Annotated in this window: 12 protein-coding genes; 9 read left to right on the top strand and 3 right to left on the bottom strand. The window is 66.8% G+C overall.

The window, feature by feature from the left end:
- Positions 1-641 precede the first annotated feature (641 nt).
- The 4 genes from ACTJI2_RS04510 (at position 642) to ACTJI2_RS04495 (ending at position 10,474) form a co-directional block, all read left to right on the top strand.
- Entirely contained in the window at positions 642-3,188 is a 2,547-nt protein-coding gene (locus tag ACTJI2_RS04510; protein ID WP_183636243.1) for a TonB-dependent receptor, read from the top strand.
- 156 nt (positions 3,189-3,344) lie between these two features.
- Positions 3,345-6,005, top strand: a complete 2,661-nt coding sequence (locus tag ACTJI2_RS04505) for a glycoside hydrolase family 3 C-terminal domain-containing protein (RefSeq protein ID WP_440841241.1) — start codon at positions 3,345-3,347, stop codon at positions 6,003-6,005.
- 51 nt (positions 6,006-6,056) lie between these two features.
- Entirely contained in the window at positions 6,057-8,399 is a 2,343-nt protein-coding gene (locus tag ACTJI2_RS04500) for a GH92 family glycosyl hydrolase (protein ID WP_440841239.1), read from the top strand.
- 152 nt (positions 8,400-8,551) lie between these two features.
- Positions 8,552-10,474, top strand: a complete 1,923-nt coding sequence (locus ACTJI2_RS04495; protein ID WP_318289352.1) for a CocE/NonD family hydrolase — start codon at positions 8,552-8,554, stop codon at positions 10,472-10,474.
- A gap of 125 nt (positions 10,475-10,599) precedes the next feature.
- On the opposite strand, the gene cueR is transcribed toward ACTJI2_RS04495, so the two are convergent.
- Together cueR and ACTJI2_RS04485 are read right to left on the bottom strand one after the other, a co-directional pair.
- Positions 10,600-11,055, bottom strand: coding sequence for a Cu(I)-responsive transcriptional regulator (cueR, locus tag ACTJI2_RS04490; RefSeq protein WP_141452908.1), 456 nt, complete (start codon positions 11,053-11,055; stop codon positions 10,600-10,602).
- Positions 11,056-11,067: 12 nt separating this feature from the next.
- Positions 11,068-13,488, bottom strand: a complete 2,421-nt coding sequence (locus ACTJI2_RS04485) for a heavy metal translocating P-type ATPase (protein WP_440841238.1) — start codon at positions 13,486-13,488, stop codon at positions 11,068-11,070.
- A gap of 156 nt (positions 13,489-13,644) precedes the next feature.
- Here ACTJI2_RS04485 and ACTJI2_RS04480 point away from each other — a divergent pair, with 156 nt between their 5' ends.
- Positions 13,645-13,908, top strand: a complete 264-nt coding sequence (locus ACTJI2_RS04480) for a heavy-metal-associated domain-containing protein (protein WP_440841237.1) — start codon at positions 13,645-13,647, stop codon at positions 13,906-13,908.
- A 95-nt stretch (positions 13,909-14,003) separates the two neighbouring features.
- Here the strand turns inward: ACTJI2_RS04480 and ACTJI2_RS04475 are convergent, their stop codons facing one another.
- Entirely contained in the window at positions 14,004-17,273 is a 3,270-nt protein-coding gene (locus ACTJI2_RS04475) for an autotransporter family protein (RefSeq protein WP_440841236.1), read from the bottom strand.
- A gap of 412 nt (positions 17,274-17,685) precedes the next feature.
- Between ACTJI2_RS04475 and ACTJI2_RS04470 the strand changes: the two genes are divergently transcribed.
- The 4 genes from ACTJI2_RS04470 (at position 17,686) to ACTJI2_RS04455 (ending at position 23,633) form a co-directional block, all read left to right on the top strand.
- Positions 17,686-18,522, top strand: coding sequence for a hypothetical protein (locus ACTJI2_RS04470; protein WP_440841235.1), 837 nt, complete (start codon positions 17,686-17,688; stop codon positions 18,520-18,522).
- Positions 18,523-18,669: 147 nt separating this feature from the next.
- The gene (locus tag ACTJI2_RS04465; protein ID WP_183636227.1) at positions 18,670-19,317 is read left to right on the top strand and encodes an RNA polymerase sigma factor; all 648 of its coding nucleotides are present in this window, start codon (positions 18,670-18,672) and stop codon (positions 19,315-19,317) included.
- Complete coding sequence (locus tag ACTJI2_RS04460; RefSeq protein ID WP_203323022.1) at positions 19,280-20,272, top strand: FecR family protein; 993 nt, start codon at positions 19,280-19,282, stop codon at positions 20,270-20,272. Before ACTJI2_RS04465 ends, ACTJI2_RS04460 begins: the two co-directional genes overlap by 38 nt.
- Before the next feature lie 91 nt (positions 20,273-20,363).
- Complete coding sequence (locus tag ACTJI2_RS04455; RefSeq protein WP_440841233.1) at positions 20,364-23,633, top strand: outer membrane beta-barrel protein; 3,270 nt, start codon at positions 20,364-20,366, stop codon at positions 23,631-23,633.
- Positions 23,634-23,637 lie beyond the last annotated feature (4 nt).

Raw genomic sequence — 23,637 nt, 5'->3', positions numbered from 1 at the left:
AACAGGGCCCAATGAGTGCTATTGCCCCTTCCTAGCAGCATCCGATGACAGGTCGTTGACATCTGAATTTATATCGATTCAAACTCGGCTCGCGTTGGCGCCCGTGCCGGCGCATCACGGGTGGGGGCACCTTGCAATGGCTGTTGCATCTCGAACGGACGTACCGATCAGCGATGTGCCACTTCTCACAGTGGACCTTGGTCATGCCGAAGCCGGTTCGCCACCCGCGCAGGCTTCGAACACCCCGCGCTCGTCTCGGCCACCCCGACGCGACCACGGTCCCTCCCCTTCTTTTCTCCAGGCCGCGGCATCGTTCGGCTCGCCCCTCGGCGCGGCGCGCGACCGCCCGGTTCGCGAAATCGAATTCGAGTCACCCGCCTTTTTATTTGGCCGCCATTTGGTAGCGCTACCTGACGAGAACAAAACCCGGGCAAGTCGCCCGGGGCGAGCCACGGATGCAGGTCCGGGCATCGGGCAAAGCAACGCCACTCGCATCCACCGTCCGACCGGCGGCGCACGAAAACGAACAGGACCTTGAAGAAAACGGAGGGGCGCGTCCCACGCCGGGGATGGGCACGGAACCACCGCAAATCGGCAGCAGGCAACCATCGCAGCAACCACCCATTTGATGAGGAAAGGTCATGAAATACCGCAAGTCCGCACTGTCGGCAGCCGTCATTGCCTGCATTGCCTTCAACGCCCAGGCACAAGAAGCCTCGGATCTGGACACCGTCACCGTCACCGGCTATCGCGTTTCGCTGGAAAAGAGCCAGGCGGTCAAGCGCTCGGCCAATTCGATCGTCGATGCGATCAGCGCCGAGGACATCGGCAAGTTCCCGGACACCAATGCCGCCGAATCGCTGTCGCACCTGCCCGGCATCACCGTTGATCGCCAGTTCGGCGAAGGCGAGAAAGTCAGCATCAACGGCACCGATCCGGCCCTCAACCGGGTGCTGGTCAACGGCCAGACCATCGCCTCGGGCGACTGGGGCGGCAATCCCACCGACACCAGCGGGCGCACCTTCAACTACACCCTGCTCTCTCCGGAAATCATCGGCCTGATGGAGGTCTACAAGACACCGGAAGCGCGCATCGACGAGGGCAGCATCGGTGGCACCGTGATCGTGCATACCCGCAGGCCGCTGGACCTGCCCAGGAACACGCTGCGCGGCACGGTCGGCTACAACTACAACGACCGTTCGGAAGACGGCAATCCGCGCGCCTCGCTGCTGTGGAGCTGGAAGAATGCCGCCGAGGACCTTGGCTTCCTGATCTCGGCCACCCACGACAAGCAGAGCATTTCCCGCGCCGGCCTCGAATACTGGGGCTACACGACCGGCCTGCCCGACACCGCCGTCATCAGTGGCGAAGGCGACCCCGCCGCCGCCAAGCTGCCGGTCGGCATCAGCAGTTCCTACTTCCAGCAGGATCGCGAGCGTGACGGCCTGCAGGCGGCGTTGCAGTGGAAGCCCAACGAAAACAACGAAATCAACCTGACCGGTATCTACGTCAAGGGCAAGTACGACAACTTCAGCCAGGCGCGCTACATCTGCCCGGCCTGCAGCCTGGGCCAGATCACCAGCGCGACCATCGACAATGGCTACGTGGTCGCGGCCGAAGTCGGCGGCGACGCGTACGCGCAGCACGATTTCAACCTGCGCAAGAGCGAGGTCGAAACGCGTAGCATCAACCTGCGCCACGACTGGTCCGGCGAGAGCTGGGTATTCACCACCCAGGCCGGCGTGACCAGCGCCAAGGGCGGCAAGGATCCGGAATACCTGATGAAGACCCTGCTGCTCAGCGGTGGCTTCGATTTCGAGTACGACGCGCGGCATACCGTGGTGAACTACGACAACGACGCCGCGTCCAACTGGGGCCTGGCGCCTGGCCAGCAGTACGGCGGCCAGTACTACGAAACCAGCCGCGACAAGGAGCGCTACTTCCAGTTCGACGCGACCCATGACGTGGCCTGGGGTCCGATCAACCAGATCCAGGTCGGCTACAAGTACACCAACCACGACAACGGCGTGTCCTCGCGCGGCAACGCGGTGGACGTGGTGTCGGCGCTCAATCTGACCGAGATCCTGGGCGGCATGTCGCCGAGCGGGCTGTATGACGGCCTGGGCGCCGGCGGCGACCTGGCCTCCTGGCCGGTGGCCGATCTGGGCAAGGCCATCGCCTACTTCAACTCGCTGGCGCCGCGCGGCCCGTACACCTACAACTACGGTCCCTCGTTCAACGTCAAGGAGATCACCACCGCCCTGTACGCGCAGGCGAACTTCGAGTCCGGCAAGTGGCGCGGCAATCTGGGCGTGCGCTACGTGGATACCTCCGACAAGTCGCTGTACTGGGTCAGCAACGGCTCTGGCGGCTATGACCGGGCCCTCGCGAACCGCAGCTTCTACAAGCCGCTGCCGAGCTTCAATCTGGCCTACGAGCTGACCGACGACATGGTGGCCCGCTTCTCCGCCGCCAAAGTGATGGCCCGCCCCCGCTATGGCCAGTTGGCCGGCACGCTGGATCTCAACGACCAGGACTTCACCGGCGGCGGCGGCAACGTCGATCTCGAACCCTACGAGGCCACCAACTACGACCTGGCCTTCGAGTGGTACTTCGCCCCCAGCAGCATGCTGGCGGCCGAGGTGTTCCGCCGCGACATCAGCAACTACGTCGTGACCAATACCATCGAGCAGCAGCTGACCAACCCGATCTCCGGCGTGTCCGGCGTCTATTCCATCAGCCGCCCGATCAACGTCGCCGACGCCTCCGCCACCGGCGTGTCGCTGATCTACCAGCAGGCGTTCGACAACGGGTTCGGCATCAACGCCAACTACACCTATACGGACACCGACACCAGCACGAACCTGTTCCTGCCGTACGTCTCGAAGAACGCCTATACGGTGACGCCGTACTTCGAGAAAGGCCCGTTCAGCGTGCGCGTCAACTACAGCTACCGCTCGGAGTACTACAACCAGGTGGGACGCCAGAACGCGAGCGTGTTCGCCGACGCGTACAAGCAGCTGGATCTGATTGCCGGCTATCAGTTCAACGAGATGCTCGGCGTTACCTTCAGTGCCTCCAACCTGCTGGATGACACCTACTACTGGTACGACACCCAGAAGCGCACCCCGCTGGGCCTCTACAAGAGCGGGCGCAACTACCAGGTGGCCTTCACCTTCAAGTTCTGAGGCGGCCAAGGCACGCCATCGGTCCTCCCTCGATGGCGTGCCGTTCCGTGCGCGTGGCCGCCCCTACGGCCACGCGCTTTTTTCAGCGCCTCGTTCCAGACAGGCACCGTCCCATACCCGTTGTACATTGAGCCACGCTCCGGAGAACCCTTGCCCATGCCCGTGTTCCTTCGCCGCCAGGCCCTGCCGTTCCTGATTGCCGCGGGATGGACGCTGGCGACAATGTCGCTGGCAGCCCCGGCACACGCGGACGAGGCCGAGCAGCGGGCGGCGGCGCTGGTGGCGAAGATGACGCGCGAGGAGAAAATCGCGCAGACGATGAATGCCGCTCCGGCGATTCCACGCCTGGGCGTACCGGCCTACGAGTGGTGGAATGAAGGACTGCACGGCATCGCCCGCAGTGGCCACGCGACCGTGTTTCCGCAGGCCATCGGGCTGGCGGCGACCTGGAATGTCGATCTGCTGGAACTGGTCGGCACGGTGACCTCGACCGAGGCCCGCGCCAAGTTCAACCTGGCCGGCGGGCCGGGCAGCGACCATCGGCGTTATGAAGGGCTGACCATCTGGTCGCCGAACATCAACATTTTCCGCGACCCCCGCTGGGGACGCGGCATGGAAACCTACGGCGAGGACCCCTACCTCACCGGGCAGTTGGCGGTCGGCTTCATCCGCGGCCTGCAGGGCGACGATCCCCGGCATCCGCGCACCATCGCCACGCCCAAGCATCTGGCCGTGCACAGCGGCCCGGAACCGGGGCGCCACGGCTTCGACGTCGATGTCTCTCCGCGCGATCTGGAAGCCACCTACCTGCCGGCATTCCGCGCCGCACTGGTCGACGGCGGCGCCGGCGCGGTGATGTGCGCCTACAACTCGCTGCACGGCACGCCAGCCTGCGCCGCGGACTGGCTGCTCGATGGCCGCCTGCGCAAGGACTGGGGATTCCGCGGGTTCGTGGTGTCCGACTGCGATTCGCTCTACGACATGCTGCACTTCCACTACTTCCGTTCCGACGAAGCCGGCGCCAGCGCCGCCGCCCTGAACGCCGGGCATGACCTCAATTGCGGCAACACCTATCGCGCCCTGGGCCAGGCGCTGGATCGCGGCGAGACCGACGAGGCGTCGCTGGACCGGTCGCTGGTGCGCCTGTTCGCCGCGCGCTATCGCCTGGGCGAACTGGAACGCCCGCGGCATGACCCCTACGCTCAACTCGGCGCGGTTGACATCGATGCCCCCGCCAGCCGCGAACTGGCCCTCGAAGCCGCGCGGCAATCGCTGGTCCTGTTGAAGAACGATCACGCGACCCTGCCGCTGAAACCGGATGCCCGGCTGGCGATCATCGGTCCGAATGCCGATGCGCTGGCCGCGCTGGAAGCCAACTATCAGGGCACGTCCACCGACCCGGTGACGCCGCTGCGTGGCCTGCGGGAACGCTTCGGCCAGGCCCGGGTGAGCTATGCGCAGGGTGCGCCGCTGGCGGCGGGGGTGCCGGTGATGATTCCCGAGACCGCCCTGCGCAGCGATGGCCAGGCCGGACTCAAGGGCGAGTACTTCGACAATCCGGATCTGGCCGGCGCCCCACGCGTGGTGCGCCGGGATCGCGTGGTCAGCTTCAACTGGGATCAGGTGGCGCCCGCCGCCGGAGTCGATCGGAATCGCTATTCGGTACGCTGGACCGGTGAACTGCTGCCGCCCGGACCCGGCGAATACACCCTCGCGGTGCGCGTGGCGCGCTGCTTCGATTGCAGCGGGCACGATCCGGTGCGGTTGTACATCGACGACGACCTGGTGATCGCCGGCAACGCGCAAGACAAGCGCGTCGCCGCCGGCGTGCACAACGCCGATGGCCGCAATGTCGAAACGCGCCTGCATTTCACCGATACACGGCCCCGCCGCATTCGCCTGGAGATCGAGCATCACGGCCAGGATCAGGGCCTGCGGCTGGAATGGCTGGCTCCGGCCGACGCGCAACTGGCCGAGGCCGCGCGCGTGGCGGGAAGGGCCGACGCGGTGGTCGCTTTCGTCGGCCTGTCGCCGGACGTGGAAGGCGAGGAACTGAAGGTCGACGTGCTCGGCTTCGATGGCGGTGATCGCAACGCCATTGGCCTGCCGCCGGCGCAGCAGGTGTTGCTCGAGCGCGCCAAGGCGGCGGGCAAGCCGTTGATCGTGGTGCTGATGAGCGGCAGCGCGGTGGCGCTGAACTGGGCGCAGCAACATGCCGACGCCATCCTTGCCGCGTGGTATCCCGGCCAATCCGGCGGTACCGCGATCGCGCAGGCGCTGGCCGGCGACTTCAGCCCGGGCGGACGCCTGCCGGTGACGTTCTACCAGTCGACCCGGGATCTCCCTCCCTACGTCAGCTACGACATGAAGGGACGCACCTACCGCTACTTCGGTGGCCAGCCGCTGTATCCGTTCGGCCACGGCCTGAGCTACACCACCTTCGCCTATGACGCCCCCCGCCTGTCGACGCGGACCTTGAAGGCCGGCGAGACGCTGCGGGTGAGCGCGCGGGTGCGAAACAGCGGCGGACGCCGTGGCGAGGAAGTGGTGCAGGTCTATCTGCAACCTCCGCAAGGGCCGCAGTCGCCGATCCGCAGCCTGGTCGGATTCGCACGCCTGGCGCTGGCGCCGGGTGAATCGCGCGAGGTGACGTTCGAGCTGGACGCGCGCAGGCTCAGCGAGGTCGATCGCGCCGGCCAGCGAGCGGTCGAGGCCGGCGACTACCAGGTCTTCGTCGGCGGCGGCCAGCCCGGTACCGGTGCGCCCGGCGGTGCGGCCGGCTTCTCCATCCTTGGCCGCGCGCCATTGCCGCGCTGATCCGTTGGCTCGGACAGGCACAAAAGAGACAAGGGAACGAGGAAACGGACGATGACGACACGACGTGGATTCCTGAAGGGCGCCGCCGCGCTGGGCCTGTCCGGCGTCGGTGGCCCCGCGATCGCCGCTTCGGCGCGCATCGGCAGATCCGCCCTGCCCGCCGACAGTCGCGCGCGAATGGATTTGAGCCGGCACGTCGATGTCTTCATCGGCACCGGCGGCCACGGCCACACGTTTCCCGGTGCGACCCTGCCCTTCGGCATGGTGCAACTCGGCCCGGACACCTACAACACGACCTGGGACGGATGCAGCGGTTACCACGAGTCGCAGGACTCGATCATGGGTTTTTCGCACACCCATCTGTCCGGCACCGGCATCGGCGACATGCTCGACTTCCTGGTCGTGCCGCGCACCGGCGAGGTCCGGCTGCATCCGGGTCCGCCGGATGAGCCGGAAACCGGCTACCGCTCGCGCTTCGACCGCGAGGACGAAGCCGCCTCGCCAGGCTATTACCGGGTAAGGCTGAAGGACACGGATATCCTCGCGGAACTGACCGCCACCGCGCGTACCGGCCTGCATCGCTATCGTTTTCCCGCGGGCAAGCCAGGCCACCTGCTGCTGGATCTGTGCCACGGCTACCAGGACAACGCCGACACGCCCACCCGGACCAGCGAGGCGCAACTGCGCGTCGTCGACGAACGCACGCTGGTCGGCGGCCGTCGCGTCCATCAGTGGGCCAGGGGGCGCTACCTGTTCTTCGCGATGCGACTGTCGCGTCCATTCGCGCGCGCGCAGCTGTACGCCGATGACCAGCCGCTGGCCGAGGACGCGCGAAGCATCGATGGCACCCGGCTGAAGGCCGCCCTGCATTACCCGGATGCCGGCGCCGCGCCGCTGCTGGTCAAGGTCGGCATTTCGGCGGTCAGCGCCGAAAACGCGCTGGCCAATCTCGATGCCGAGTCGCCGGACTTCGACTTCGCCCGCGTGCATGCCGAGGCGGTCGATGCCTGGGAGCGGGAGCTGGCGCGGGTGCGCATCGATACCGGTGACGGCGGGCAGCGGCGCATCTTCTACACCGGGCTGTACCACAGCCTGCTGGCGCCGACGCTGTTCAGCGATACGGACGGTCGCTATCGCGGCATGGATCTGAAGGTGCACACCCTGCCCGAGGGTTACCACAACTACAGTACCTATTCGCTGTGGGACACCTATCGCGCGCTGCATCCGCTGCTGACCCTGGTGCAGCCCGAGCGCGTACCGGATCTGGCCCAGGGACTGGTGCGCGGCGCGGCCGAATGCCCGGACGGCGTCGGCATCTGGCCGCTGCAGGGCGTGGAAACCGGCACGATGATCGGCTTCCACTCGGCGGTGGTGCTGGCCGAGGCGCACGCCAAGAGTTTCGACGGCATCGACTACGCCGCGGCCTGGACGCTGTTCCGCAAGCGCGCAATGGACGACGACTTCCACGGGCTGGGCTGGTATCGCCGGCTGGGCTACATTCCCAGCGACAAGGTCAGCGAGGCGGCCAGCCGGACCCTGGAATACGCCTACGACGACTGGGCCTGCGCGCATCTGGCACGCGCAGCCGGCGCCTTGGACGATCATCAGGCGCTGCTCGCGCGCTCGCGCAACTATCGTCATCTGTTCAACCCGGACAGCGGTTTCATCCAGCCCCGGCTGGAGGACGGCCGCTGGGCCGAGCCGTTCGACCCGCGCGCGCTGGGCCACTCGGAGCGCTGGCACGATTTCACCGAATCCAACGCCTGGCAGGCCACCTTCCTCAACCAGCACGACCTGTACGGCTACATGGAGGGCTTTGGCGGGCGTGACGGGTTCGTGCGCAAGCTGGACGAGTTGTTCGGCACCAGCTCCGAGCTGCCGGCCGGTGCGCCGCCGGACATCGACGGCATGGTCGGCCAGTACGCGCATGGCAACGAGCCCAGCCATCACGTGGCCTATCTGTATGCCTATGCCGGCCAGCCGTGGAAGACCCAGGCCATGGTCCGCCGCCTGATGCGCGAGCAATATCGCGATGCCCGCGACGGCCTGTCCGGCAACGAGGACTGCGGACAGATGAGCGCCTGGTTCGTGCTCAGCGCGCTGGGCTTCTATCCAGTCGATCCGGTCAGCGGCCACTATGTGTTCGGAAGCCCGCTGTTCGAACGTGCCGAGCTGGACGTCGGCAATGGTCGCCGCCTGCGCATCCTCGCCCCTGGCAACGATGCGCGAAACGTCTTCGTGCAACGGGTGCGCTGGAATGGCGAGCCGTATGCGCGCAACTGGATAAGCCACGCCGACCTGGCCGCGGGCGGGACGCTGGAGTTCGAAATGGGGCCGCGACCCAACCTTTCGTTTGGTACCGGTCCGGAGGATTTGCCGCCCGGATTCGGTTGATCCGGCTGGGCTTGCCGGCACGGGGTTGACGGGGCGTTCGCAAAGGCAAGCGGAGCGAGCTCCGCTCTACGGCGCATTCAGCACTGGCTGCGAGCCTCGCGGCGCGGTTTAATCGGCAGGTTACGACTCCGGAATCGAGACGCTCCATGAAGATGACTTGCAAGGTCCTCGGCTGCCGCAGGCTGGCGGTATTGGCGTTGTTCCTTCCCGCGGTTTTCGCCCAGGCCCAGACACCGGCGATCACGCCGGACATCACCGGCAAGGAATTCGTCGTACCGAAGCAGGATTTCGACTACGACAAGCGCGTGGTGATGGTGCCGATGCGCGACGGGGTGAAGCTCTATACCGTCATCGTCGTGCCCAAGGGGGCGAAGAACGCCCCCATGCTGTTGACCCGCACGCCCTACGACGCGGCGGGCCGCGCCCAGCGCATGGAATCGCCACGCATGATCGACATCCTGCCGCAGGGCGATGAGGTGTTCGTGCGCGCCGGCTACATCCGGGTGTTCCAGGATGTGCGCGGCAAGTACGGTTCACAGGGCGATTACGTGATGACCCGTCCGCTGCGCGGGCCGCTGAATCCGACTAAGGTCGATCACGCCACCGACGCCTGGGACACCATCGACTGGCTGGTCAAGCACGTGCCCGAGTCCAACGGACGCGTCGGCATGCTCGGCTCTTCCTATGAAGGCTTTACCGTGGTGATGGCGTTGACCGATCCGCATCCGGCGCTCAAGGTGGCGGCGCCGCAGAGCCCGATGATCGATGGCTGGATGGGCGACGACTGGCTCAACTACGGTGCGTTCCGGCAGGTCAATTTCGGCTACTTCACCGGCCAGCTGACCAAGCGCGGCAAGGGAACTTCGGTGCCCAGCGAGGGGCTGGACGACTACACCACCTTCCTGCGTGCCGGTTCGGCCGGCGACTACGCCCGGACCCATGGACTGGAACAGATTCCGTGGTGGCACAAGATGACCGAGCATCCCGCCTATGACGCGTTCTGGCAGGAGCAGGCACTGGATCGGAAGATGGCCAGCACACCACTGAAGGTCCCGACCATGTGGCTGCAGGGCCTGTGGGACCAGGAAGACATGTGGGGCGCGAACCACAGCTACCAGGCGATGGAAGGACGCGATACCGGCAACAACCTGAATTACCTGGTGATGGGACCGTGGCGGCACAGCCAGGTCAACTACGAGGCACGCAACCTGGGCGCGCTGAAGTTCGACGGCGATACCGCGTTGCAGTTCCGCCGCGACGTGCTCAAGCCGTTCTTCGATCAGTACCTGGTCGAAGGCGCGCCGAAGGCGGATACGCCGCCGGTGCTCGTCTACAACACCGGCGAGGACCGCTGGGACCGCCTGCCGAACTGGCCGCGCAGCTGCGCCCAGGGGTGTGGCTCCCCCGCCCGGCCGTTGTACCTGCGCGCGGGCGGCCAGCTCTCGTTCCAGCCGCCAGCGGCCGGCGAGAGCGGATTCGAGGAATACGTTTCCGATCCCGCCAAGCCGGTGCCGTTCGCGCCGCGCCCGGTGCGCTTCGGCGATCGCGACATGTGGACGACGTGGCTGGTCAAGGATCAGCGCTTCGTCGATGGCCGGCCGGACGTGCTGACCTTCATCACCGAACCGCTGACCGAACCGCTGCGCATCGCCGGCACGCCGTGGGTGAATCTGCAGGCATCCACCAGTGGCAGCGACAGCGACTGGGTGGTCAAGCTGATCGACGTGTATCCCGAGCAGGTCGCCTCGGCGACCGAGATGGGCGGCTACCAGTTGCCGGTCTCGCTGGCGATCTTCCGCGGACGCTATCGCGAGAGCTTCGAACACGCCAAGGCGATTCCCTCCGACCAGACCCTGCCCTATCGCTTCGCGCTGCCGGAGGCCAACCACGTGTTCCTGCCCGGACATCGGGTGATGGTGCAGGTGCAGTCGACCCTGTTCCCGCTGTACGACCGGAATCCGCAGACCTTCGTCCCGAACATCTACTTCGCCAAGCCGGAGGACTACCGCAAGGCGACGCAGCGCATCTGGCACACGCCGGAAGCGGCGAGCTCGATCGAGTTGCCGGTCTATTGAGTGCGGGCGAACGCGCGGCGGTGCGCTCGCGTCGCCGCGGCGTCCATCATCGACGCGCGCCGGGTCTACCGACCGGGCGACGCGCAGGCAAAAGGATGGGAGGAGGCTCCGGACGCGCCTGAGACCTAGCGTTCGAGCGTCGCCAGATCTTCCAGGATCGGACAGTCCGGCCGATCGTCGCCGTGGCAACGCCGGGCCAGATCCAGCAGGGTCTGCTGCATGGCCTGCATTTCCCGGATCTTCCTGCCCAGTTCGTCCGCGTGTGCGCGTGCCAGTTCCTTGACCTCCGAACTGGCGCGCTCGCGGTTGTCCCACAATCCCAGCAGCACCTCGATCTGCTTGATCGGAAAACCAAGCACGCGGGCGCGCTTGATGAAGCGCAGGCGATGGAGGTCGTTGTCCGAGTAGATGCGATAGCCGGCGAAGGTGCGTTCGGCCGGCGACAGCAGGCCGATGCTTTCATAGTGCCGGATCATCTTGGCGCTCACGCCGCTGATGGCAGCCGCCTCGCCGATGTTGTGCAGGCCCTGCCGGCGGGCGTCGGCCAGTTCGGGGCGTGGTGCCTGGGTTCGTCTGGACATTGCGGAAATCTCCTAGGCGTCCAAGGTGGGTCGCCAACGGCGCAAAAGCAAGGTATTGGCGAGCACGCTCACCGAGGACAGCGCCATGGCCGCGCCGGCCAGCACCGGATTGAGCAGGCCCAGGGCCGCCAGCGGAATGCCGACGACGTTGTAGGCGAATGCCCAGAACAGGTTCTGGTGGATCTTGCGGGTGGTGCGGCGGGAAACATCCATGGCCGCGGCGACCAACCGCGGATCCGGACGCATCAGGGTCACGCCCGCGGCGTGCATCGCCACGTCGGTGCCCGAGCCCATCGCCAGTCCCACCGATGCCGCCGCGAGCGCGGGCGCATCGTTGATGCCGTCGCCGACCATGGCCACGGTGCCGGCCTGCTGCAATTGCTGGATCACCTCGGCCTTGCCGTCGGGCAGCACGTTCGCGCGCACTTCGTCGATGCCCAGGGTCGCCGCCACCGCCCCGGCGGCGCCGGCGTTGTCACCGGAGATCATCACCGTGCGCAGCCCCATCGCATGCAGCCGCGTGATCGCGTTGGCCGCGCTTTCCCGGGGCTCGTCGCGGAATGCCAACAGGCCACGCAACCGGATCGTTGCGTCCCGCGCTTCCGCCAGCCAGGACACCGTATGCCCTGAATTGCCCAGTGAATCGGCCTGCACGGCCTGCGTGGAAACATCGACCTCCAGTTCACGCATCAGTTGCGCACTGCCCAGCCACAGCCGGCGTCCCTGCACCTCACCGGAAAGACCACGCCCCGGCAGCGCCTGCACATCGATCGCCAGCTGCGGCGCCGGGCCGGAGGCCGCGGCGGCCAGTACCGCCTTGGCGAGCGGGTGTTCGCTGCCGGCCTGCAGCGCGGCGGCCAGCGCGAGCAGATCCGAAGCGCTGCCCTCGGTGGGCAGTACTTCGGCCAGCAGCGGCCGCCCCTGCGTCAGCGTACCGGTCTTGTCGAACGCGACGATGGTGACCTTGCGGGCCGCCTCCAGCGCCTCGGCGTCCTTGAACAGGATGCCCGCGCGCGCCGCCACGCCGGTGCCGGCCATGATCGCGGTGGGCGTGGCCAGGCCCAGCGCACAGGGACAGGCGATGACCAGGACGGCAACCGCGTTGAGGATGGCCTGGTTCCAGTCGCCGGTGAATACACCCCAGGCCACCAGGGTCAGCAGGGCGATGCCGATCACCACCGGAACGAACACCGCGCTCACCCGATCCACGATCCGCTGGATGGGCGCCTTGCGGGCCTGCGCGTCCTCGACCAGGCGGATGATGCGGGCCAGCGCGCTTTCCGCGCCCACCGCCACGGTGGTGATCGCGATGTTGCCTTCCCCGTTCACCGCGCCGCCGGTCACGCGATCGCCCGGGTTCTTGGCCACCGGCAGCGACTCGCCGGTGATCATCGACTCATCGGCATGGGTGCGGCCTTCGAGCAGTTCTCCGTCCACCGGAATCTGTTCGCCCGGACGCACGAGCACCACGTCGCCCACGCGAACCTGATCGATGGGCAGTTCCACGTCGCCATGGGCCTGGCGCACCCGCGCGGTGGCCGGACGCAATGCCTGCAACGCGCGGATGGCTTCGGTGGTCTGGCGCTTGGCGCGTGCTTCCAGCCACTTGCCCATCAGGATCAGGGTGATGATGACGGCAGATGCCTCGAAGTACAGCGGTTGCGCGCCATGCGACGAGGTGCCCGCCAGCAGGTGGTACACGCTCAGGCCGTAGCCGGCGCTGGTCCCCAGCGCGACCAGCAGATCCATGTTGCCGGTGCGCGCCTTGAGCGCTTTCCAGCCGGCCTTGTAGAAGCGCGCGCCCAGCCAGAACTGCACCGGCGTCGCCAATGCGAACTGCACCCAGCCCGGCAGCATCCAGTGTTCGCCCCACAACAGGCCCAGCATCGGCAGCACCAGCGGAAGCGACAGCAACGCTGCGAACCACAGGTGCCGGGCTTCGCGGGAAGCCGCGACCTGCGCGGCATCCGTGCCGGACCGTGCCGCGGCATGCGGCGTGGCGCCGTAGCCGGCCGCCGCCACTGCCGCCACCAGATCGGCTTCGGCCGCCTGGGAAGTGACCCGCACGCGTGCCAGCTCGGTGGCGAGATTGACGCTGGTTTCGACCACGCCCGGCACGGCGACCAGGGCGCGTTCGATGCGCGAGACACAGGACGCGCAGGTCATGCCCTGCAGCGCCAGTTCGATCTCGCGGGTGGCCATTTGATAGCCGGCGTCGCGCACGGCCGCGTCCAGCGCCTGCAACGGCAGCGGTCGCGCGGCGTGGACTTCGACGGTTTCGGTGGCAAGATTCACCGCCACGTCGGCCACGCCCGGGACCTTGCGCAGGCTGCGTTCGACGCGGCCGACACAGGACGCGCAGGTCATGCCGGATACGCCGAAACGGAACCGGTCCTGGATGGCGGCGGCGGCGTGGGACAGGGAGGAGTTCATGACGGCATCCATCGGTGGGGTTGCCGGCACGATGCGGCTTCCCACGATGGGAAGGTCAAACCACCGCCATTTCCCGCCCCGGGATTGACCTTCCCACAGGGGCAAGCCCGAACGTGTGCGTGCCGGCGATGGGCCGGTCATCCTCTCCGAGGCATCATGAAACTCATTGTCGAAGGCATGACCTGTGGCCACTGCGTACGCACGGTCACTTACGCGCTGCAGGCGCTGGACGCCAATGCGTCCGTTTCCGTGGATCTTCCGGGCAAGACCGTCCTGGTCCGGGGCGACATCCGCGCGGCGGAAGCGACCCAGGCACTGGCCGCGCAAGGTTATGACGTCATCGCCGCGACGGACGAAGCGGTCGCCGCGGCGCCGGCCGAATCCGGCAGCCAGTGCTGCGGCAGTTGCAAGGCGGCCTGACCGGTTCGCCCGGGTTTGGTTCGTACAGGCCCGTGATCGCGGCGACGCGGCGCGAGGGAAGCGGGTCAACACGGTGACCCGCTTCCCTCCTGCGGCTACCAGCTGAGGCGCATGCCCAGATTGCCTTCCACCGTTTCGCGATCCAGACCTTCGTCGCCGGTATCGCTGGTGTAGTCGGCGGTGAAGTACAGGCTGAAGCGATCGCTGAACTTGGCCACTACCCCGCCGCCGAATTCCACCGCATTGGCCATCTGTCGGGTAACGACGGCATCGGTATCCATCCGCATCACGTCGCGGCCTTCGAAGCTGTGCCAGTAGTTGAGCTTCAGGTAGGGCTGCCACAGGCCGTGCGCGGTCGGGAAATCCGCGGCCAGGCGCAAGCCCACCCGTCCGGTCAGCGCACTGTCCATGTCGAACGCCACTCGGGCGAAGCGGTCGCGCTGATCGTCCAGATCCGTGCGTTGCCAGATGATTTGGGCCTGGGGTTCCAGCGACCAGCGCGAGCCTTCGCGCCAGCGCACAGGCGCGCCGATCTCCAGCGAAGCGGTCAGGCCGTCGCCGTCCAGTTCGATGCCCTGGCCCCGGGTCGAACGTGCATCGCCGTCATAGCGGCTGGCCATCAGCACCGCGTCCAGATAGCCGCCGCGTTCGCCGATGCGCGTCCAGTACAGGCCCAGGTGGTCCTCGTCGAGCTTGTTCTTGCCCACGGTGAGGTTGTTCCAGCCGATGGCGAAACCGCGCACGTCGCCGTCGGCGCGGGTGCGGCCCAGGAACAGGCCCAGATGGTCGCGGCGCCCGGCCTCGGTGTTCTCCCAGGCATGGATGTCCACGCCCGCCTGCACGCCGGTGATGGAACCGTCGAAGGTGGGCGAGACGGTTCCGCGCCAGCTCTGCTCGGTGTTCTGTCCGATCACCCTGCCCCAGGCGGCGCGGAAGGTGCCGTCGTTGCCCAGCAACGCCTGTTCGCCCTGGCGTTCATGGAAGGTCCCCAGGCTGGCCAGCGAGACCTGGCGCAACAGTGGCGGCACCACCGCGTAGGTAGGCGTTTCCACGCGATACAGCGGGATCACTTCGCCTTCGGCCTCGGTGGCCCCGGGCGTAGGCGGTGTGCGGTCTCCGCCGGGCAGCGGCGCCGGATTCCGCGGCACCGGAGGTTCCGGTGGCGGAGGTGAAGGCGGCTGGACCGGCGGTGGCTCCGGCGGCGGCACCGGGGGCTCCGGCGTGGGTGCTTCCGGATCGGGATCGGGGATGTCCGGATCCCCCGGCAGTTGCGGCGGCGGCGGTGGCGGTGGCGGCGGCAATTCCGGCGGGGGTTGCGCCGGCGGCTCCGGAGGCGGAGGCGGTGGCGGCTCCGGCGGCGCGGGTTCGGTCGGATCCGGCGCGGGTGCCGGGGTGGAGTCGATGTCACTAAGCAGGGTGGAACGCAGGTACCAGTTCTCGCTGCTGCCGTCGCTGGCGCCGCCCTTGAACAGGTAGTACTCGAATGCGCCGGCTGCCACGGGGCCGGTCAGCGCGAAGGCGCTGCTCGTTGACGTCGCGCCCTCGATCGACTGCACCACCATGATGCCGTCCAGCGCCGTCTGGGCACCCGGACCGCCAAAATTGATGATGTCCAGGCCGGTGCTGCCGCTGGCCTGCCCTCCCGAGAGGATCAGTCGATCGGAGGCGGAACTGTCGTCCCCCAGCACCGTCTGCAGGTGGACCACGCCATTGTTGCCGACATAGTTGCCGACGATGGTGAAGGTATCGCTGGCGTCACCGGTATTGCCGTTGGTCAGGTCGATGCGGCCTGCGTTGACGACATTGGCCAGTTGCGCCGCGTTGAACGCGCGCACCGCGGCATGGGTGCCATCGCCGGCATAGACCGTGCTGGTCGCATCGATGTTGAAAGTGCCGGTACCGCTGCCGGCGTCGCCGAGCACCAGGTCGCTGTCGAAACCCAGTTCCGTGTCGTTGAGCGCATCCACCCGTTCCCAGTTCTGGAAGCGCGAAATGCCGCCGGTGGTCACGTTCGACCAATTGAGCGCATCGTTGCCGGCGCCGCCATCCAGCAGCGGCGTGGCGCCCAGATGCGCCTGGTTCAGGCTGGTCAGGTTGGCGACATCATCGCCGTCGCCCAGATCGATGGCGCCATGAATCACGCCACCGCCATTCCATTCGAACACGTCGTTGCCCAGGCTCACGCGGACTTCGCCACGCACGGTGCCGCCAGTAACGGTGACGCGGTCGTCGCCGCCGCTGACGCTGATGTTGCCGCCAATGTAGCCGTCGGACAGGCGGATGGTGTCGCGGCCGAACCCGGTCACCAGGTTGCCGTCGATGGTGCCGCCGGACATGTCGAAGGTATTGTCGTCGAGCTTCATGTTGACCCGGCCGATGCGTCCGCCGGTCATCTCGGCGTAGTCGCCATCCTCGAACGCGCCGATGATGCGTCCGCCGGTCATTCGGAAGGTGTCCAGGCCATCGCCCTGGAAGAGCGCGCCGATCTCGCCGCCTGTCATCACGAAGTCGTCGATGCCGCCGCCCTGCTGGACCGTGCCGGCGACGCTGCCTCCGTTGACCTCCATGCGATCCTGGCCGGCTCCCTGGTCGACCGGGCCGATCTGGCCGTCGTTCAAGATCAGGGTATCGTTGCCTTCGCCCTGGCTGGTGGTTCCGTTGATGGTGCCGCCCAGCATTTCGACCAGGTCGTCACCGCCAGCGAGAACCAGGTTGCCGTTTATCGTGCCGTGGTTGACGAAATGCACCGCGCTGCTGCCGGACCCGCCAATCACGGTGCCCGTCGCCTCGATGACGCCGGTCCCGGTATTGGTGATCGTGTTCAACCCGGTCATGTTCTGTGACCAGATGGCTATCGCACTGGTCGCTCGGATGGTGCCGCTGTTCCGGATGACGTTGCCCGTACCCAGGAAGTTGACCGCCTCGGCACTGCCCTGCGTGCCCAGCGCCAGCACCTGACCGCCCGCATCGATGGTCAGGGTGCCGCCAGTGCGCATCTCGACAGTGTTGGCGCCGGCATTGAACAAACCCGGGGCGCTGACCGCCGTGGAACTGACCACGGCATCCGTGCCCACGTGGATGCTGGCATTGTCGCGCAACGAAATCGCGTTGGCGTCGCCCACCGCGATCCGGGCACCGGCCTGCACGTCGACGGTACGGTTGTCGGCCGCGGGCACATTGCCCTCGCCCACGGTGGCAACCCATGGATTGGGCGCGGCGGTGGTGCAGACCGTGGTGGTGCCGGTGGTGACGCATTCGGCGGCGGCCAGCGCCGGCGCGAGCAGCGCCAAGCCCCCGAGCAACCGGCTGGCATGCAGCAGCCGGGCAATGTCCATCGACAACCGCTTGCGTTCGATCTGGGCCATACAGGGTGCTCCGTTCCGTGAGTCGCTCCCCCGCATGCGCGCTCGGCAAGTTCGGGGGAATTTGTATGCGCGGGATCGCATCGGCCACCGCAGCGTGAGCCCGCGAGAGATTGTGCGAGCCCGGCTGGCGAATGTAGCGCAGGCCCGTCGGCGCCCGGAACACGGTAGCCTGTGACGAGATACGCAAATCGAAGCATCTATTCGCGGGTGGCGCGGTTCTTCCCCGTAACGCCATCGACGCGATGGCAATGCATGATCGACGCGCGAACCTCGCCATGCACATGCGCATCTGCGTCGTTCGCGGCGCGGTTCGGAACCGGAGCATCGCGATGGTGCCGGATGCATGCGTGAAGACGGCCTTCACGCCGGATGCGTCGCCGTCCCTTCCCCACCACTCGACAGGTACAGCCACATGCAGGTGAACATCGATCAGGTCTGCCAGGGCATCTACGAACACATTCCCGGCGAGGACGTGGTCGGCTGCGTACGGCGTGGTGACACCGTGCTGGCCTGGGCCATCGACGGCGCGACCACGCTGACGGAACATCCCTTCACCACCTTCCCCGACCTGACCGATGCGGGCTGGTTCGCGCGCGGCATGGGGCGATGGCTGGCCGAGCGCGGTGCGCTGGAAGCGTTCAGTCCTTCATTGCTGGAAGAAGGACTGCGAGTCCTGCGCGACGAGTACCTCCGCGCCGGTGGCGAGGCGCAGCCGGTCCACGCCTGGCCGGTCGCCGCCGCCGTCGTGGCCGAAATCAGCCCGTCCGGCCCTGTCCTGCGAATGCGGGTCCATCGCTACGAGGACTGCTTCCTGGAAATCCATTCCGCGCACGCATCGCCGCGGTCGATGGTGCCGGCGGTCCTGCCCGCGCAGAGCCACGACGAGTGGAAACCCCATTCCGGCTTCGGCTTGCCGGCCCTGGAGCGCATGTGGGAGCGCAGGCGCCAGCAACAGGCCAATACCGGAGGCACGGCATTGACCCTGAATCCGATCAGCGCGCACAACGCGGTGATCGAGGAGCAGGTACTGACCGCACCCGTGCACGTCGTGCTGGGCAGCGACGGGCTGTCGCGGGTGTGGGATACCTACAATCTGATGAGTCGGGAACAGGCGCTGGCGCTGGTCGCCGAACAAGGATTGCCGACGCTGCTGGCCACCCTGCGCGAACACGAAGCCAGCACCCGCACCGGCGACGCGTCGCTCAAGCGCCGCGACGACGCCAGCGGTCTGCACTTGTTCCTGGGCTAGCGCGTCCTGGCGCGCGGCGACGCCGGCGAAGTGCCCTGGCTCGATTGGGTGCCGCCACGCGGGCAGACGACGCCGAACTCCGCGCCCACCGCAACATGACTGTCATGCGCGACGCCTAGCATCGCTCCTCATTTGCCGGAAGGACGGATGGCGGGGAACCGGGTGTCTGAGCGAACTGAAGCGGCGGGGAGCACGGAGGGCACCCTGGACGATGTCGAACGGACGCGCTGGTTCATGCACCACATCCTGCCGCACGAGGCGGCGCTGAGGAACTGGCTGTCCCGCCGCAGCACCTACGATGTCGAGGACATCGTGCAGGAAAGCTACGCGGTGCTGGCCGAGCGCGAGCGGGTGGACGACATCCTCAATCCCCGCGCCTATCTGTTCCAGGTGGCGCACTCGCTGGTGGTGCGCAACATCCGGCGGGCCCGGATCGTACCGATCCACGCGGTCGAGGATCTGGGCATGCTGGATTTTGCCGACGAGGCCGCCACCCCGGAGCAGAGCGCCATCGCGCACGACGACCTGCGCCAGCTGGCGCGGGTGATCGCGAGCATGCCGGGGCAGACGCGCGAGGCGTTCGTGATGCGCCGCATCCGCGAAATCCCCCAGCGGGAGATTGCCTCCCGGATGGGACTTTCGGAGAACACGGTCGAGAAACACATCGCCCGGGGACTCCGCTGGCTGGAAGACTGGTTCGCCAGTGGCGGAAACCCACCCGCCAAAACCTCTAGTCAATTGGAGCGGGAAAGAAGGCGTGCCAGTGGAAGAGCGCGAAACCAGCCAGAACATTGACCAGACCGCCTCGGAATGGGTGGCGCGGATGGACCGTGCCCCCCTGTCGGCGGTGGAAAGCCACGAACTGAAGGACTGGCTCGCCGGCGATCCGCGCCGTCGGGGCGCCTTCATTCGTGCGCGCGCCGTATGGATGCGCAGCGAAGCCGCGCGCGCGCTCGGGCCGCACTACGACCCGGACGACTTCCAGCCCGCCGCCGTCGCGGCGTCCCGCCCCGCCCCGCCTTCGCGCCGCTGGATGCGCTGGGGCGGTGCCATGGCTGCCTCCCTGCTGCTGGTCGTGACGCTGGCCGCAACCCTGCAGATGCCCACCGCCTACGCCACCGCCAAGGGCGAGATGCGCCGCGTGCCGCTGGGCGATGGCGCCACCGTCACCCTCAATACCGATACGCGCATCCGGATTTATCAGGACGACGGCCGGCGCACCATCCGCGTCCTGCGCGGCGAGGTGCTGATCGAGGGCACCACGGCGACATCGCCAACCCGGGTCGAAGTCGATGGCCGAAAACTGGATGCCACGCAGGCGACCTTCGTCGTGCGCAAGCTCGATGGCGACGCCACCCAGATCCTGGTCCAGGACGGCCGGGTAGACGTGGCCGGCGGCACGCCCGCCGAGCACGCTTCGCTGGCCGCGAACACCCGCTATGCATTCCGGCAGGGCACGCCGCAGGCTTGGCGGCTGAGTTCCCTGCGCACCGGCCAGATGGATCGCGAGCTGGCCTGGCGCGAAGGGAAGATTGCCCTGCAAGGCGAAACCCTCGGCGAAGCGGTCGCGATCTACGCGCGCTACAGCGACACGCCCATCGTCATCGCGGATCCGGCGCTGGCCCGCATGCAGGTCACCGGCCTGTTCGCGACCAACAATCCGCTGGGATTCAGCCGCGCCATCGCCGAAGTGTTCGATGCGGACGTTCGCCAGGAACGCGGACGCATCGTGGTGGCCCGCGCGCATTAAATTTTTTTGACAGGTAGCGGAAAGCGCATCCGTCGAGTCTCTCAGTTCTCAGTACCGCCACCCACGCAGATTTCCTGAGAACACACGGATCATGAATCGCTACGAGAAAGTCCTGTTGACCAGCGCCATCCTCGCCGCATTGGCCTGCACGTCCCCGGCCATGGCGCAGCAGCGCAAGTTCGAAGTGCCCGCGCAGCCCGCGGTGACGGCCATCCCGGAGCTGGCACGGCAGGCGCAACTGCAGATCATCGCGCCGGCCGGTTCGCTGGAAGGCATCCAGGCGCCGGCCATCGTGGGCGAAATGGATGCGCGCGAAGCCCTTCGCCTGTTGCTGGAAGGGACCGGGCTGGAAGTGAAATCCGACGAGGGCAACATCATCCTGTTGCAGAAGGCCGACGACGTCGCGCCCGAACGTCCGCGTTCCGGGCCGCAGATCGGCACCGGCAGCCTGCGCGGCCGCGTGCTCAACACTGCCACCGGCGAATACGTGCGCAACGCCGAGATCCGGGTCGAAGGCACCACCCTTGTCACCTACTCCGAGGATGGCGGCAATTTCCGCCTGTCAGGACTGCCGGCGGGCGATGTCACCGTCACCGTCAGGTACACCGGCCTGCAGGAATCGAAAGCGGTGGCCAGCGTTGCCGCCGGCCAGGTGTCCACGCTGGATTTCGAACTCAAGGTGCCTTCCTACGCCGGTGCCGGCGCCAGTGGCGGCGGCGAGGCGGTCGAGATGGACATGATCATGGTCACCGCCAAGCGCGAGGGCCAGGCCAGCGCGATCATGGAGCGGCGCGCGGCGATGAACGCGAAGAACGTGGTCGCCGCCGACAACTACGGCGCCCTGACCATGGGCGATGTCGGCGAGTTCATGAAGTCCATGCCGGGCATCTCGCTCGACTACACGGAGGTGGATGCCACCGCCGTGCGCATCGGCGGCCTGGATCCGAAATACTCGACCTTCACCATCGACGGCGCCCGCATGGCGACCGCGACCTCCAACAACAACACCGGCCGGCAGAACTCGTTCGAACAGATGTCCATCACCGGCATCGAGTCCATCGAACTGAACAACACGCTGACCGCCAGCATGGACGCCGACTCCCCGGGCGGCCAGATCAACCTGCGCAGCAAGTACGCGTTCAACCGCACCGGCCGCCAGATCGTGGCCCAGCTGGGCGGCGTCGGCACCTCCGACTCCACGCTTTCGCGCAAGTACTTTCCCGACGATCGCAAGCACTCGACCCTCTATCCCTCGGCCCAGTTCGGTTTCGGCGACGTATTCATGGAAGGTCGCCTGGGCGTGGAGTTCAATACCAGCTACAACGCCAACTACGTCCAGCAGGATCGCATCCAGACCGACTGGTCCTACCTGGCGGGCGGCCGGGTCATGCCCTACCGGGTGATGTGGCGACCGGGTCCGAAGATGACCAGCCGCACGGCGGCCAACCTGAGCACCGACTACCAGCTCACCGACGAACTGGTCCTGTCCCTGCGCAGCACCTACTCGTTCTATGACGTCGAGTACTTCAACCAGTACACGTTCCTGTATTTCGGCACGCCCACGGCCTCCTATGCCACGCCGGATTCCACGCCCACCCATATCGTGGTCAATCCCAACGGCAACAACACCCGCCTGCGTACCGAGTACTCCCACCGCTATGCCGGCACGCCCACCTACACGATCGCGCCGAAGCTGGAGTTCAAGAACGATACCTTCGAAGCCACCCTGCGCAGCAGTTACTCGCGCTCAGAATTCAACTTCCGCGACAACGACGAGGGTTTCTTCCAGCGCACCGACAGCTGGCTGACCGGCATCGGCTTCACCATGGACCGGCCGACCGAGGGCTCCAACGCGTGGACGCTGTCCCAGACCGCCGGCCGTCCCTGGGGCGATCCGACCAGCTACAACCGCGACGCCGACATCGGCAACAACGTGCGCACGGCCCAGTCCGACGCGGTGAACGATCAGTACGGCGCCTACCTGGATCTGAAGAAGCACCTGACCATCCGCGACCTGCCGATCACCCTGATGGGCGGCTTCGGCAGCCGCAGCAACGACTGGCGCACCAACGAGGGTTCCTACCAGCAGTACCAGTACGTCGGCCCCAACGGCGACCTGAGCCAGCGCGATCCCGCCGCCGTGATCCCGTGGACCCAGCATTACCAGTTCGGCATCCTCGGCTTCAATGCCGGCAACATGAACGAGCAGAACTGGCGCGCCGACAACAACTACGCGGTGTACGACATCTACCGGGAACATCCCGAGTATTTCGTCGCCGACACGGTGGGCAACCTGAAGCGCCGGCTGGACAACAACAAGCGCATCCAGGAACAGGTCGACGCCGCCTACCTCGAGGCCCAGACCCGGATCGGCAAGGCCCGTTTCGACCTGGGCCTGCGCTATGAGAAGACCCGCACCGCCGCGCGCGTGGCGAATGTTCGCCCGGCCAGCGAAGTGACCGAGGCCGGGTTGTCGGTCAATACCGTCGAAGGGCTGCTGTACCAGTACAACAACGGCGCCTACTCCATGCGCCGCGGCCAGTACGAGGACTGGTTCCTCAGCGGCGGCATCAAGTACGACTTCACCGACAGGCTGGTCGGCCAGCTGGCCTTCAGCGAATCCATCCTGCGCCCGGACTACGGCAACCTGGGCGGCGTGGTGTCGGTCAACGAGGACACGATGGTCGTCAACGTGCCCAATCCGCTGCTCAAGCCCGAGCACTCCACCAAGTACTTCGCCAGCCTGCAGTACTACCTGGAACCGTCCGGCATTGTTGGCCTGTCCTACTACAAACTGGACATGAAGGACATGCAGGTCACCGGCATCACCGTCAATCCGGAGGATGTCGGCTTCGATCCGGACGAGTATTCCGGCTACACCTTCCGCAGCGCGCAGAACCTGCCCGGCACCAGCACCAACGAAGGCCTTACCCTGGAGTACAGCCAGCAGCTCACCTTCCTGCCCGGCGCGTTTCGCGGGCTGAGCCTGTACGGCTCCTACACCAAGGTCAATCCGGACGGCGAGCGCCAGAACATGCCGGAACAGGCGGCCAACTGGGGTATCCGCTACAACTACGGCCGCTTCGATCTCCAGATCAACGGCAACCGCCAGGGCACGTACCGGGTCAGCGCGCTGAGCAACACGCCGACCACCGCCAACAACGGCATCCTCTACCACACCCCGCGCGAGCTCTGGAACATCAGCGCCAGCTACAAGCTCACCGAGAACATCGAGTTGCAGTTGGCCGGACGCAACATCTTCAACGAGCCCGACATCATCTATTCCAATGTGCCCGGCCGGGTCCAGCAGTACACCGTCTACGGCTCGATGTGGAATTTCGGCATCAAGGCCAGGTTCTGAGGCC

Source organism: Pseudoxanthomonas sp. 22568, from assembly GCF_052044485.1.
Lineage (GTDB): Bacteria > Pseudomonadota > Gammaproteobacteria > Xanthomonadales > Xanthomonadaceae > Pseudoxanthomonas_A > Pseudoxanthomonas_A beigongshangi.
The sequence above is the reverse complement of the archived record's forward strand: the minus strand, read 5'-3'. Positions and strand labels throughout refer to the sequence as shown.